Origin of the sequence: Nonomuraea sp. NPDC050540 (assembly GCF_044457485.1) — a bacterium.
In the GTDB taxonomy this organism is placed as follows: Bacteria; Actinomycetota; Actinomycetes; order Streptosporangiales; family Streptosporangiaceae; genus Nonomuraea.
This window is the reverse complement of sequence record NZ_JBITHA010000014.1, coordinates 274,006-287,310: the sequence shown is the minus strand read 5'-3', so window position 1 is coordinate 287,310 and position 13,305 is coordinate 274,006. Positions and strand designations below refer to the sequence as shown.

Annotated in this window: 12 protein-coding genes; 11 read left to right on the top strand and 1 reads right to left on the bottom strand. The window is 69.3% G+C overall.

Annotation, left to right across the window (positions count from 1 at the left end; translation table 11 throughout):
- Positions 1-25: 25 nt before the first annotated feature.
- From ACIBI5_RS38560 to ACIBI5_RS38535, 6 genes are all read left to right on the top strand, one after another.
- A complete protein-coding gene (locus tag ACIBI5_RS38560; protein WP_397254239.1) occupies positions 26-844 on the top strand; it encodes an ABC transporter ATP-binding protein in 819 nt (272 codons plus the stop codon).
- Complete coding sequence (locus ACIBI5_RS38555) at positions 841-1,602, top strand: ABC transporter permease (RefSeq protein ID WP_397254238.1); 762 nt, start codon at positions 841-843, stop codon at positions 1,600-1,602. The genes ACIBI5_RS38560 and ACIBI5_RS38555 overlap by 4 nt, the downstream gene beginning before the upstream one ends.
- Positions 1,603-1,674: 72 nt before the next feature.
- Positions 1,675-2,883: a cytochrome P450 gene (locus tag ACIBI5_RS38550; protein WP_397254236.1), complete on the top strand. Its 1,209-nt coding sequence runs from the start codon at positions 1,675-1,677 to the stop codon at positions 2,881-2,883.
- Between the two features lies 1 nt (position 2,884).
- Positions 2,885-4,219, top strand: coding sequence for a serine hydrolase domain-containing protein (locus ACIBI5_RS38545; RefSeq protein WP_397254234.1), 1,335 nt, complete (start codon positions 2,885-2,887; stop codon positions 4,217-4,219).
- Between the two features lie 24 nt (positions 4,220-4,243).
- Entirely contained in the window at positions 4,244-6,136 is a 1,893-nt protein-coding gene (locus tag ACIBI5_RS38540; RefSeq protein ID WP_397254232.1) for a CocE/NonD family hydrolase, read from the top strand.
- Between the two features lie 93 nt (positions 6,137-6,229).
- On the top strand, positions 6,230-6,976 hold the full coding sequence (locus tag ACIBI5_RS38535) for a tyrosine-protein phosphatase (protein WP_397254230.1): 747 nt from the start codon (positions 6,230-6,232) through the stop codon (positions 6,974-6,976).
- 211 nt (positions 6,977-7,187) lie between these two features.
- Here ACIBI5_RS38535 and ACIBI5_RS38530 read toward each other — a convergent pair whose 3' ends face one another.
- Complete coding sequence (locus tag ACIBI5_RS38530) at positions 7,188-7,862, bottom strand: GntR family transcriptional regulator (protein ID WP_397254228.1); 675 nt, start codon at positions 7,860-7,862, stop codon at positions 7,188-7,190.
- A gap of 240 nt (positions 7,863-8,102) precedes the next feature.
- Between ACIBI5_RS38530 and ACIBI5_RS38525 the strand changes: the two genes are divergently transcribed.
- From ACIBI5_RS38525 to ACIBI5_RS38505, 5 genes are read left to right on the top strand one after another with little or no spacing between them, the layout of a single operon-like run.
- Entirely contained in the window at positions 8,103-9,752 is a 1,650-nt protein-coding gene (locus tag ACIBI5_RS38525; protein WP_397254226.1) for an ABC transporter substrate-binding protein, read from the top strand.
- Positions 9,753-9,761: 9 nt separating this feature from the next.
- Positions 9,762-10,724 (top strand): ABC transporter permease, encoded by a 963-nt coding sequence (locus ACIBI5_RS38520; RefSeq protein WP_397254224.1) that lies wholly within the window; start codon positions 9,762-9,764, stop codon positions 10,722-10,724.
- Positions 10,721-11,581, top strand: coding sequence for an ABC transporter permease (locus ACIBI5_RS38515; RefSeq protein ID WP_397254222.1), 861 nt, complete (start codon positions 10,721-10,723; stop codon positions 11,579-11,581). Before ACIBI5_RS38520 ends, ACIBI5_RS38515 begins: the two co-directional genes overlap by 4 nt.
- Positions 11,578-12,531, top strand: a complete 954-nt coding sequence (locus ACIBI5_RS38510) for an ABC transporter ATP-binding protein (protein ID WP_397254220.1) — start codon at positions 11,578-11,580, stop codon at positions 12,529-12,531. Before ACIBI5_RS38515 ends, ACIBI5_RS38510 begins: the two co-directional genes overlap by 4 nt.
- Positions 12,528-13,295 carry an ABC transporter ATP-binding protein gene (locus ACIBI5_RS38505; protein WP_397254218.1) on the top strand — a complete coding sequence of 256 codons (768 nt, stop codon included), beginning with the start codon at positions 12,528-12,530 and terminating at the stop codon, positions 13,293-13,295. Before ACIBI5_RS38510 ends, ACIBI5_RS38505 begins: the two co-directional genes overlap by 4 nt.
- Positions 13,296-13,305: the final 10 nt, after the last annotated feature.

Here is a 13,305-nt window from a genome sequence, read left to right as displayed (position 1 = left end):
CGTAAATCAGAGAACGGATATCCGGATGACAGTCCATCAGGCCCGAGGGCCCGCGATCCGCGTACAGGGCCTGACGAAGGCCTACAAGGAACTCCAGGTGCTGCGCGGTGTGGACTTCGAGGTGACGCGGGGCAGCATCTTCGCCCTGCTCGGCTCGAACGGGGCGGGCAAGACCACGGTGGTGCGGATCCTGGCCACGCTGCTCAAGGCCGACGGGGGCGCGGCTCACGTGCACGGCTTCGACGTCGCCAAGCAGGCCGCGCAGGTGCGGGAGTCCTTCAGCCTCACCGGGCAGTTCGCCGCGGTGGATGAGATCCTCAGCGGCCGGGAGAACCTGGTGCTGGTCGCCAAGCTGCGCCACCTGGCGAACCCGGGCAAGGTCGCCGACGACCTGCTCGCCCGGTTCTCGCTGATCGAGGCCGGCGCGCGCAAGGTGTCGACGTACTCCGGCGGCATGCGCCGCCGCCTGGACATCGCCATGAGCCTCATCGGCGACCCGCCGGTCATCTTCCTCGACGAGCCGACCACCGGGCTCGACCCCGAAGCCCGCATCGAGGTCTGGCAGGCCGTCAAGGAACTCGCCGACAACGGCACCACCGTCCTGCTCACCACCCAGTACCTGGACGAAGCCGAACAACTCGCCGACCGGATCGCGATCCTGCACCAAGGCCGGATCATCGTCAACGGCACCCTGGCCGAGCTCAAGCAACTGCTGCCGCCCGCCAAGGTCGAGTACATCGAAAAGCAGCCCACCCTCGAAGACGTCTTCCTCGCGCTGGTCGGCGGCGACGGCAAGGACGCCAAGCACCGCGTGTCCGTCCAGACGAACAAGGACCCCCGATGACCAAGCACTTCTTCGGCGACACCACCGTCCTGCTGGGACGATCCCTGCGTCACATCACCCGCAGCCCCGACACCATCGTCACCACCGCGATCATGCCGATCGCCATGATGCTGATGTTCGTCTACGTCTTCGGCGGCGCCATCAAGACCGGCTCCGACTCCTACGTGAACTACATGCTGCCCGGCATCCTGCTCATCACCGTCGCCTCCGGCATCGCCTATACGGCCTTCCGCCTGTTCACCGACATCAAGAGCGGCATCTTCGAACGTTTCCAGTCCATGCCGACCGCGCGCTCGTCGGTGCTGTGGGCACACGTGCTGACCTCGCTGGTCGCCAACTCGGTCTCCCTCGTGGTCGTCCTGCTCGTCGCCCTGCTCATGGGTTTCCGCTCCAGCGCCGCGGTGGGGGCCTGGCTCGCGGTCGCCGGCATCCTGATCCTGTTCACCCTGGCCCTGACCTGGATCGCCATCATCCCCGGTCTCACCGCCAAGACCGTGGACGGCGCGAGCGCGTTCTCCTTCCCGCTCATCTTCCTGCCGTTCCTCAGCTCGGCCTTCGTCCCCACCAGCACGATGCCCGGCCCGGTCCGCTTCTTCGCCGAACACCAGCCGGTGACCTCCATCGTCAACGCCATCCGCGCCCTGCTCACCGAACAGCCGGTCGGCAGCGACATCTGGATCGCCCTGGCCTGGTGCGTCGGCATCCTCGTCGTCGCCTACGGCTTCGCCATGAACACCTACCGCCGCAAGATCGCCTGACAGCCGGAACAAGGAAAACCCTCGCGGCACCCGGCCTTCATCAAACGCGACATATCGCGAGATGGGAACGTCATGAGTGAATCCCTCCCTACCGTCACGACGATGCCGGCGGCCCGTCAGCCCGGCTGTCCCTTCGACCCGCCCAAGGAACTGCTCGACCTCCGCGAGCACGGCCCGATCGCTCGCTACTCCTTCCCCGACGGGCACCAGGGCTGGCTGGTCACCGGGTACGACCTGGTCCGGTCCGTTCTCGCCGACTCGCGGTTCAGCTCGCGCAAGGAGCTGATGCGCCACCACCCGACCATCGACTTCGGCGACATCGAGGTGCCGCCGGCGCCGCCCGGCGAGTTCCTGCTGATGGACGATCCGCAGCACAGCCGCTACCGCAAGCCGCTCGTGGGCAAGTTCACGGTGCGGCGGATGCGCCAGCTCACCGAACGGGTCGAGCAGGTCACCGCCGAGCACCTGGACGCGATGGAGAAGGCAGGGCCGCCGGCGGACCTGGTGACCGCCTTCGCCAAGCCGATCCCGGCCGTCATGATCTGCGAGCTGCTGGGCGTGCCGTACGAGGACCGGGGCTCCTTTCAGGAGAACATCGACACGTTCATGAGCGGGGAGACCGGCGACGAGGAACTGATCGCGGCCTACACCGCGGTGCAGATCTACCTCGCCGAACTGGTGGCCGCCAAGCGCGCGCACCCCACCGACGACATCCTCAGCGAGCTCACCGACAGCGACCTCACCGACGAGGAGCTGAAGGGGATGAGCCTGATCCTCCTGGCGGCCGGGCTCGACACCACCACGAACATGCTCGCGCTGGGCACCTTCGCCCTGCTGCGCAACCCGGCCCAGCTCGCCGCGCTGCGCGCCGGCCCCGAGCTCGTCGACAGCGCCGTCGAGGAACTGATGCGCTACCTCAGCGTCGCCAAGGGCTTCGGGAGGGTCGCGCTGGAGGACGTCGAGCTGGGCGGCCAGACCATCGAGGCCGGGACGACGGTCCTCCTGTCCTACAACGCCGCCAACCGGGACCCCGCGCGCTTCTCCGACCCTCACCTACTCGACCTCCGCCGGCAGGACGGCGGGCACCTGGGCTTCGGCCACGGCATCCACCAGTGCCTCGGCCAGCAGCTGGCCCGCGTCGAGATGCGGGTCGCGTTCACCGCGCTGGTCAGGCGCTTTCCCACGCTGCGGCTGGCCGTACCGGCTGACGAGGTTGCTCTGCGGCCGGAGACCGCCGACATCTACGGCGTCAAGAGCCTCCCGGTCACCTGGGACGCCTGAAATGACGAGCAGCAGCGACCTCACGACCTCTCCCGAGGACGGCCCGTCCCGCCGTTCGGTGCTCGGCGCTCTGGGCGCCGTCCCGCTGGCGGCCGGTGGCCTCGTGGCCGGGGCGAGCACCGGCCCGATCCCCCATGCGGGGCTGCGCAGACTGCGTGACGTTCTGGCGGGGCATGTCGAGTCCGGGAGGATTCCGGGGCTCGTCGCCCTGGTCAGCCACGGTGGGCAGACGCACGTCGAGGCGATGGGAACCATGCGCGCCGAAGGCGGCGCGCCGATGCGCCGGGACACGATCTTCCGGATGGCCTCCACGACCAAGCCGGTGGCGATGGCGCCGATGATGGTTCTGCTCGACGAGTGCAAGGTGCGGCTGGACGACCCGGTGGATCGATGGCTGCCGGAACTCGCCGACCGGCAGGTGCTGAAGCGGCCCGACGGCCCCCTGAACGAGACCGTTCCGGCACAGCGGCCGATCACCGTGCGGGACCTGATGACCGCCACGTTCGGTCTCGGCATCGATCCGACGGTGCTGAGCTTTCCGATCACGGCCGCGATCTTCGAGCGGGGTCTCTACCCGCAGGAGGGCGTGCCGATCCTTGAGCCGGACGAGTGGATGCGCCGCCTGGGCACGCTTCCGCTGATCTATCAGCCCGGAGAGCACTGGCAGTACAACATCAGCCACGATGTCCTCGGCGTGCTGGTCGCGAGGGTCGCGGGCAAGCCGTTCGAGACGTTTCTGCGCGAGCGCGTCCTCGACCCGCTGGGCATGAAGGACACCGGGTTCCACGTGCCCGCGGGCAAGATCGGCCGGCTTCCGCCCCTCTACGCGCCCGACCCGAAGACGGGAAAGCTCAACGTCTGGGACGAGGCGGCGGGCGGAAGGGTGAGCAAGCCTCCGGTCTTCCCGTCCGGCGGCGGTGGGCTGGTCTCCACCGTCGACGACTACCACGCCTACTTCCGGATGCTGCTCAACGGCGGGACGCACGCCGGCCGGCGCATCCTGTCGCGGCCCGCCGTCGAGATGATGACCACCAACCGCATGACGCCCGAGGAGACGGCGCTCCGGACCGCCCTGGCCAAGAAGTTCGTCCATGCGTCCTTCGGCCAGGGGCAGCACGGCGGCTGGGGTTTCGGGATGGCGGTGCGCACCTACCGCGCCGACTACGCCTCCGTCGGCCAGTTCGGCTGGGACGGCGGAGCCGGGACCTCGACCTACGGCGACCCGGACAAGCAGCTCATCGGCATCCTGCTCACCCAGGTCGGCACGACCAACCCGGACTCGACCCGAGCCATCCTCGACTTCTGGAACACGCTCTACCAGGTGATCGAGCACTGACCATCAACCCCAAAGGAAAGACGCATGTCCAGCACGCGACGGCGAGGGTTCCTCGCCACGGTCACGCTCGCGACCACACTCGTGATCGCCGGCGCTCCCGCCGCATCCGCGACGGCGAAACCGGAGATCAAGGTCTCCGGCGGCACCACACAGCCGGTCTTCTCCTACGAGGACGCCATCCGTGAGCACGTCCGGGTGCGGTCCTCGGTGGACAGCGACGGCGACGGCAAGAAGGACCTGGTCCGGGTGGACATCATCCGGCCGAAGGAGTCCGGTTCCGGGCTCAAGGTTCCGGTGATCATGCAGGAAAGCCCGTACTACGACAACCCCGGCGTCGGCTTCGAGATCGAGAAGAAGAAGTACGACGCTGATGGGAACGTGACGAAGTTCCCGATGTACTACGACAACTACTTCGTGCCGCGCGGGTACGCGTTCGTGTCCGTCGACATGATCGGCACCAGGCTGTCCGACGGCTGCCCGATGTCCTACGGCGCCTCCGACGTGCTCGGCGGCAAGGCGGTCGTCGACTGGCTCAACGGGCGGGCGACCGCCTACGACGCCAAGGGCGATCCGGTCAAGGCCACCTGGACCACCGGGCGTACCGGGATGATCGGCCACTCCTACGAGGGGGCGCTCGGCGTCGGCGTGGCCGGTACCGGCGTGGAGGGGCTGGAGACGATCGTGCCGCTCTCGGCCTACACGAGCGGATACGAGAACGGCCACGTCAACGGCGTCCTCACCTGGTTCAGCGGCGGGGCGAGGTGGCAGTCCGAGCATGTCGACAAGGATCCGGCGGAGAAGTGTGAGGCCGCGCGTCGGAAAATGGACGCCGAATCCGGCGATGAGACCGGCAACTACACCCCCTATTGGGATGAACGCAACTACCGGACCGGGCCGATCTCGAAGGCGCGCAACGTCCGCGCCAGCGTCTTCGCGGTGATGGGCACGCAGGACCGCAACGTGGTGGGCAGCCAGTTCTCCGAGTGGTGGAGCGCGTTGCCCCGCGACGTACGGCGCAAGGCGTGGGTGACCCAGTACGGGCACATCGACCCGTTCTGGGCCCGTCGCGAGGTGTGGCTCACCACCCTCAACAAGTGGTTCGACCACGAACTGATGGGCGTCTCCAACGACATCATGCGCCGGCCGCGCGTCGACGTGCAGCTCGGCCCCGACCGGTGGATCAGCCAGGCCGACTGGCCGGCGCCGGCGCGGGAGACGACCCTGCGACCGCGGCGGGACGGCTCACTGGGCCGCGAATCCTCGACCGGAACCGGCGCCTACGTCGACCTCGCCAAGACCGAGATCGCGATGGCCGCCGACCCCGCCACCGCCAACCCGAACCGGCTGGCCTACCTGACCCCGCCGCTGAAGAAGGCGATGAGAGTGTCCGGAACGCCGACGGTGAGCCTGCGCCTCAAGCTGGACAAGCCGACCGCCAACCTGGGCGTCCTGCTGGTCGACTACGGTCAGGACACCCGGATCAACCACCGCGAACGCGGCGCGACGTCCGGGGAAGGCCTCAAGATCATCGGCGGCGAGGACTGCGTCGGCCAGAGCACGGCCGATGACGACGGCTGCTACTTCAAGGCCGCCGACAACACGGCGGTCTCCGGCTTCCACGTGGTCACCCGCGGCGTCCTGGACGCGCAGAACCACAAGTCGCTCAGCCGCCAGACGCCGCTGACGCCGGGCAAGCCGTACCAGATCACCTGGAAGATGCTGCCGCAGGACTACGAGTTCAAGGCAGGACACCGGCTCGGCCTGGTCCTGACCGGAGCCAACGACGACTTCAACCTCGACACCTCCGGCAACGGCTCCGGAACCGACGTCGAACCCGGCACCGGGGCCCGGGTCACCGTCGATCTGGCCGGCACGTCGGTGTCGCTGCCGCTGGTCACCGGCACGTCCGTCAAGTGACGGCAAGACGTGACGCCTACGGCCGCGACCGCAGGCGTCACGTCCTGTGCCCCGGGCAAGAACCAACCCGGTGCCGCGCGCATCTGATCAGGCATGAGTGAGATCGATGTCGAGCGGGCGCCCGCCGATCGAAACCTCGACTGGGACGGCTGCTTCAACGCCCGTGACCTTGGCGGCATCCCCGTGCCCGGAGGCGGACAGATCCGGTGGCGGGCCGTCATCCGCTCGGACAATCCCGAGCGGCTCACCCCTTCCGGCTGGTCGGCGCTCATCGCGTATGGCGTCCGGACCGTCGTCGACCTGCGCAACCACAACGAGCGCGAAGGCGACCGCTGGGCGCGCCCCTCAGGCCTGACCACGGTGCACGTGCCGCTGGACGACGCGGACGACACCCGGTTCTGGACCTACCTGTGGGACAACGAGCTGGACGGTTCGCCGCTCTACTACCGGCTCTTCCTCGAACGCAAGGCGCGGCAGTGCGCCGCCGCCATCGCCGCCGTCGCGCGGGCTCGACCCGGTGGCGTCCTCATCCACTGCGGCCTCGGCCGCGACCGCACCGGGCTCATCGCCATACTGCTCCTCGCCCTGGCCGGAGCCGGACCCGACCACATCGCCGCCGACTATGAACAGAGCATCCCGCGCCTGCCCCGGTTGTTCGCCGCTCTGGGAACCGACGACCAGACAGCCGGCATCCAGAACATCCTGACCCGCAAGAACACCACAGCCCGAGCCGCCATCCACGACGCCCTGGACGGACTCGACGTGGACGACCATCTGCGGGCCGCGGGCCTCTCCACGCAAGACGTCCAAGCCGTCCGCGATCGCCTTCTCCGCGCGTGACCTTCCCCGACGAGCTCGGGAGGTACGGCAGGTGCGCCACCCTGCCCGATGGCCGGCTTCCCCTCGAACCCCGTGATCGTCCGCTGGATGCCGTGCGGGACGACGAAGTCGAGGAAGGTGGTCGGGACGAAGTCGAGGAAGGTGGTCGGGCGGTAGGCCTGGGCGGGTGTGAGTACTCCCGGCTTGGCGGGGTCGGCGACGAGGCGCCGGGTCACGCCTCCAGGGGTGCCGGTTTCAGCAGTTCCTCGCCGCGCCGCAGGGAACGCAGCCAGTTGGCGCGGGCCGCTTCGGCCGCGGCCTTGGCGTCGCCGGCGCGCAGTGCGGCGAGCAGGACGCGGTGTTCCTCGTAGGCTTCCTCGTGAACGGGGACGTAGCCCCATATATGGCGCTCTATCCGGCGTAGCTGCTCGTCGAGTGATTCGAGCAGCTCGATCAGTACCGGGTTGCCGGCTCTTCGGTAGTAGACCCGGTGGAACTCCTCGTCGAGGGCGCTGAGCCGGTCGGGCGCCGTGGTGCGGGCCATCGAGTCGAGCAGGCCCTGCATGAGGTTCAGATCGGCTTCGGTCATCAGCGGGGTGGCCAGCTCGGCGGCCAGCGCGTCGAGTGGCGCGCCGGCCTGGAACAGGTGTGGCGCCCGGTCGAGGGGCAGCCCGGCGACCCGGGTCATCCGGCTGGCGCTGGCCTCGATGAGTCCTTCCTGGCCGAGCCTGATGAGCGCCTCGCGTACCGGCGTGCGGCTCACGCCGAGGAACTGGGCGATCTCGACGTCGCGTACGACCTCGTGGGGCTGCAGGACTGCGTTGAGTATCCAGCTGCGCAGCTCCTCGTAGGCGAACTGCTGAGCGCTCGTGTAGCGCCTTGCTGACTTCACTAGCGGGAGGGGCACCGCTCAAATATATCGGCTACCGCCTCCGGCCGCGATCCCTGGGGCAAATGAACACGATGAGCGGTTGATAACAGGAGTCTTGTCCTAATTTGGCTGACCGATATACTGGCCGCCATTCCGCGACGAACCCCGGTGATCCCCCAGGTCGGCACGGCCACCGCCGGGGCGCGGCCTGGTCCACGCCCGCGAACCCGCGTGCGGCCAGAGCCTCGCGTGGGCACGGAGAAAGAAGGCAAGACGGTGAAACCTCAGACTCGGATCGCCGCGTTGTCCCTGGTCGGTCTGCTGGCCGCGGGGTGCTCCAGTGGTCAGGGCACGGCTTCCCCCGCCGCGGGGAAGGGGGGCGGCGTGCTGCGGATCGGCACCACGTTCACCTGTAACTCGATCAACCCGTTCGCGTCCACGGGGACGACCTGCGCGATGATCTTCCGGTACAACTACCCGTTCCTTGTCCAGTACATCAGTTCCGGCGCCGTGGAAGGCGACCTGGCGACGAAGTGGACCACCTCACCCGACGGCCTCACGTGGACGTTCGACCTGCGTCCGGGCGCGAAGTGGTCGGACGGCAAGCCCCTCACCGCCGCCGACGTGGCCTTCACCATCAACACGATCGTGAAATACCGCAAGGGCGCGACCGCCTCGGAAGCCGCGTCGGTGAAGAACGTCAAGAACGCCTCCGCCACCAGCCCGACCCAGGTGGCCGTCACCTACGACAAGCCGACCGCCAACGTGCTCGGCCGCCTGGTGAAGATCCCCGTGCTCCCCGCCCACGTGTGGCAGCAGTACGCCACCGGCGACGGGATGCGGCTCAAGCAGACCCCGAACGCCGCGCCGCTGGTCGCCGGTGGACCGTTCCGGCTGGCCAAGTACACCAAGGACCAGATCGCGCTCATGGAGCCCAACCCCCACTGGTACGGCGACAAACCCAAGCCGGCCGGCTTCGGCCTGCAGTTCTTCAGCAGCCCCGACGCCATGGTGAACGCGCTCAAGACCAACAGGATCGACTACGCGGCGCCGTTGCCCATCACCGCGGCCAAGCCCGTCGAGCAGGCGGGATTCACCGTGACCCGGCAGCCCGGCTTCCGCATGCACAACCTGATCATCAACCAGTCACCCCACCAGAAGGCCCACCCCGAGCTGCGCGAGCCGAAGGTGCGTGAGGCGTTCGAGGCCGCGGTCGACAGGAAGCGCATCATCGAGGTCGCCTACCTCGGCTTCGGCACGCCCGGCAGCTCCATCATCCCGCCGGTGAGCGGCGACTGGTACGACCCGTCGGTCAAGCCCGACGCCTTCGACCTCACCCGCGCGGCCGCCCTGCTCGACGAGGCCGGATACAAGCCGGGTCCGGACGGCATCCGCGTCGCCGGAGGCGCGACCATGTCGTACGAGGTGATCATCCCCGACGTCGAGGGCGGCGAGGGAGAGCGCGCCCTGCAGATCGTCACCGAGGACTTCAAGAAGATCGGCGTCCAGCTCAAGCCGCGACCCGCCGACAACGCCACCGCCTTCGACCAGATGACCGGCACGGACAAGAAGTACGACCAGTACACCGTCGCGCAGTGGGGCTGGATCGCCCAGCGCGACCCCGACTTCCTGCTCAACGCCATGACCTGCGACCAGTGGGGCAGCTGGAACGACAGCGCCTACTGCGACAAGAAGTACGACGAGATGTACGAGCGGCAGGCGGGCACGGTCGAGGACAGGGCGCGCAAGAAGCTCGTCTGGGAGATGCAGAAGACGGTCAAGGACGCCCGGCCGTACGTCGTCACGCACTACGACGACGTCGTCGAGGCCCACACCAAGAGCTGGAGCGGGTTCGCCACCTCCGCGCTCGGCATTCTCGACTCGCAGTCCCGTTTCGGCCTGTTGTCGTCGAGTTCCGGATCCTGAGGATCGCCCGTGTCGCGTACCAGCCATCTGATCAGGCGCCTGCTGGCGGCCCTGGTAACCGTCTACGCGGTGGTGACGCTGAACTTCCTGCTCTTCCGCGTGCTGCCGGGGGACGCCGTGGCGAACATGTCACGTGTCCCCGGCGGCTCGCCGGAGCTGACCGCCGCGCTGCGCCGGCAGTTCGGTCTCGACCTGCCGCTCTGGGACCAGTACTGGATCTATCTCGGCCGCCTGGCGAGCGGTGACCTCGGCGTCTCCTTCGCCACGCAGGAACCGGTCGGCGTCCGCCTGGCCGAGGCGTTCGCCAACACGCTGCCCCTGGTCACCGTCGGGCTGCTGCTGGCCCTGGTGCTCGGCCTGGTCAGTGGCGCGCTGGCGGCCTGGTACCGGGGCGGATGGGTGGACAAGCTCAGCACCAACACCGCGATCGCCTTCTACTCGGTCCCGACGCACTTCCTCGGGCTGCTGCTGATCATGATGTTCGGCGGCTACCTGCCCGCGCAGGGGATGCGCGACGAGTTCCTGGTCGACCCGACGGGGGCCGAACTCGTGGCCGACCTGGTCAAGCACATGACGCTGCCGGCCATGACGATCGCGCTCATCGTGTTCGGCCAGTACACGCTCGTGGTGCGCTCCTCGATGATGGAGACGCTCGGCGACGACCACGTGCTGACCGCGCGGGCGCTCGGCGCCGGACCCGTCCGCATGCTGGCCAGGCACGTGCTGCCCAACGCCATGCTCCCCATCACCACCCTCGTCGCGCTCTCACTCGGCGGCCTCATCGGCGGCTCGATCCTGGTGGAGAGCGTGTTCTCCTGGCCGGGCGTCGGCCGGGCCATGTACGAAGCGGTGGTCCAGCGCGACTACCCGATGCTGCAGGGAGTCTTCCTCGTGCTCACCGTCTCCGTGGTCACCCTCAACCTGCTGGCCGACCTGCTCTACGTCCGGCTCGACCCGCGGGTGGCCCGATGAGACGCCTGCGCGCCAACCCCAGGGCCACCGCGGGCGTGGCCGTCCTGCTGCTGCTCACCGCCGTCGCCCTGCTGGCGGGATGGCTCGCACCGTACGGCCCGGCGGAGCAGGTGGGCCCCGTCTTCGGCCCGCCGGAACCCGCCCACCCGCTGGGTCTGGACGACGGCGGCCACGACGTCCTCAGCCTTCTGCTGTACGGCACCCGCCCCACGCTGTTCGTCGGCGCGGCGGCGGCCCTGGTCGCCATCCTGGTCGGCGGCGTCATCGGCGTGGTGGCCGGATACTTCGGCGGCTGGATCGACGGTCTGCTCATGAGAATCACCGACTACGCCATCGTGATCCCGGCCCTGCCGCTGGGCATCGTCATCGCGGCGGTGTGGGGCAGCAGCATCGGCCATCTCGTGGTCGTGATCGCGCTGCTGCTGTGGACGACCACCGCCCGCGTCATCAGGGCGGAGACCGCCTCCCTCAGGAACCGGCCCGCCATCCAGCGCGTTCTCGGGCTCGGCGCGAGCCATCTCCGCGTCATCGTCCGCTTCCTGGTGCCGCAGCTCGCGCCGCTGCTCAGCGCCATGGCCGCGCTCACCATCGCGCTGGCCGTCTTCACCGAGACCGCGCTCACCTTCCTCGGCCTCGGCGACCCCGACACCGTCACCTGGGGGACCATGATCCGCTTCGCGTTCCAGCGGACGGCGATGACGCAGGGCGCCTGGTGGGCCTTCGCGCCGCCCGGCGTCGCCATCTCGCTCGTCGTCATGTGCTGCTACTGGGTGTCCCAGTCGATCGAGGACACCCTCAACCCCAGGCTCAAGGTCGCGCACGCGTCCCGGACGTACTTCCAGGTGGTGAACAGATGAGCCTGCTCGGCATCCGCGACCTGGAGGTCGCCTTCTCCACCGGCGGCGCGGAGGTACGCGCGGTGCGCTCGGTCAGTCTCGACCTCGCCCCGGGCGAGCGGATCGCCCTCGTCGGCGAGTCGGGCTGCGGCAAGACCACGACCATGCTGGCCATGATGGGCCTGCTGCCCGCGAGCGCCACCGTCTCCGGGCAGGTGCTGCTCGACGGCACGGACATCCTGGCCGGCGGCGAGAGCACGATGCGGCCGCACCGCTGGACCGACATCGCGATGGTCTTCCAGGGCGCGATGAACGCGCTCAACCCGGTCCGCCGGGTGGGCGCCCAGATCGTCGAGGCGGTCCGCATCAACGGCGGCTCCCGGCAGGAGGGGAAGCTGCGCGCCCGCGAGGTGCTCGACCTGGTCGGCCTGCCGCAGGACGCCGTCTCCCGCTACCCGCACGAGCTGTCGGGCGGCCAGCGGCAGCGGGCGGTCATCGCGCTCGCGCTGTCGTGCCGGCCCAGGATCCTGCTGGCCGACGAGCCGACCACCGCGCTCGACGTGATCGTGCAGGACCAGATCGTCACCCTGCTGAAGGAGCTGAGCGACTCGCTCGGGCTGGCCGTCGTGCTCGTCACCCACGACCTGGCGCTGGTCCCTCGCCTGTGCGACCGGGCCGCCGTGATGTACGCGGGCTCGGTCGTGGAGAACGCGCCGTGCGCCGACATCGTACGCGGCCCGCGCCATCCGTACACCAGGCGCCTGGTCGAGGCGACCCCCGACCTGGCCGGCGAGCGCCCGCTGACCTCCATCCCCGGCGCGCCGCCCAGGCTCGACGGGCCGCTGCCCGGCTGCGCCTTCCAGCCTCGCTGCGGGGAGGCGCTGGAGCGGTGCGCGACCGCCGCGCCGCCGCTGCTCCCACTGGCCGGCGGCAGATCCTGCGCCTGTCATCTGACGGAGGTGCCCGCGTGAGTCTCGTCGCCGACGACGTCGTCGTCACCTACGGCCGCAAGGGGCGGGCCCCGGCACTGGACGGGGTCGGTCTCACCCTCGGCAAGGGGTCCATCGTCGCGCTGGTCGGCGAGTCGGGCTCGGGCAAGAGCACGCTGGCCCGCTGCTTCGTCCGCATGCAGGAGCCGGCCGCCGGCCGGGTCAGCCTGGACGGCACCGACCTGCTCACCCTGCGGGGCAGGCGGCTCAAGGACTTCCGGCGCCGTGTCCAGATGATCTACCAGGACCCCTACGAGTCGCTGATCCCACGCCAGCGGGTCAGCGACATCGTCGCCGAGGGCCTGGCCATCCACGGCGTCCCGAAGGGCGAACGGGACGAACGGGTTCGCGAGGCGCTGATGGCGGTCGGGCTCACCCCGGTCGAGTCCTTCCTCGACCGCAGGCCGTTCGAGCTGTCCGGCGGGCAGCGACAGCGGGTCGCCATCGCCGGGAGCCTCGTGCTGGAACCCGCCTACCTGATCGCCGACGAGCCGGTCTCGATGCTGGACGTCTCGGTCAGAGCGGGCGTGCTCAGCCTGTTCGGCGAACTGCGCCGCACCAGGGAACTGGGCATTCTGCTCATCACCCACGACCTTGCCACCGCCGTCCACGTCGCCGACCGGATCGTGGTCATGCACCGGGGAAAGATCGTGGAGGAGGGCCCGGCCAGGCAGGTGACGGCGGAACCCGCCCACGACTACACCCGTGCGCTCCTCGCGGCCACGCCGGACCTCGGCCGCCCGTGAAGCCACGTCA

Bases quoted from the DNA above. Each gene is read 5' to 3' on its own strand.
- ACIBI5_RS38560 (WP_397254239.1), top strand. From the start codon at position 26: ATGACAGTCCATCAGGCCCGAGGGCCCGCGATCCGCGTACAGGGCCTG.
- ACIBI5_RS38540 (WP_397254232.1), top strand. From the start codon at position 4,244: ATGTCCAGCACGCGACGGCGAGGGTTCCTCGCCACGGTCACGCTCGCG.
- ACIBI5_RS38515 (WP_397254222.1), top strand. From the start codon at position 10,721: ATGAGACGCCTGCGCGCCAACCCCAGGGCCACCGCGGGCGTGGCCGTC.
- ACIBI5_RS38555 (WP_397254238.1), top strand. From the start codon at position 841: ATGACCAAGCACTTCTTCGGCGACACCACCGTCCTGCTGGGACGATCC.
- ACIBI5_RS38510 (WP_397254220.1), top strand. From the start codon at position 11,578: ATGAGCCTGCTCGGCATCCGCGACCTGGAGGTCGCCTTCTCCACCGGC.
- ACIBI5_RS38535 (WP_397254230.1), top strand. From the start codon at position 6,230: ATGAGTGAGATCGATGTCGAGCGGGCGCCCGCCGATCGAAACCTCGAC.
- ACIBI5_RS38545 (WP_397254234.1), top strand. From the start codon at position 2,885: ATGACGAGCAGCAGCGACCTCACGACCTCTCCCGAGGACGGCCCGTCC.
- ACIBI5_RS38550 (WP_397254236.1), top strand. From the start codon at position 1,675: ATGAGTGAATCCCTCCCTACCGTCACGACGATGCCGGCGGCCCGTCAG.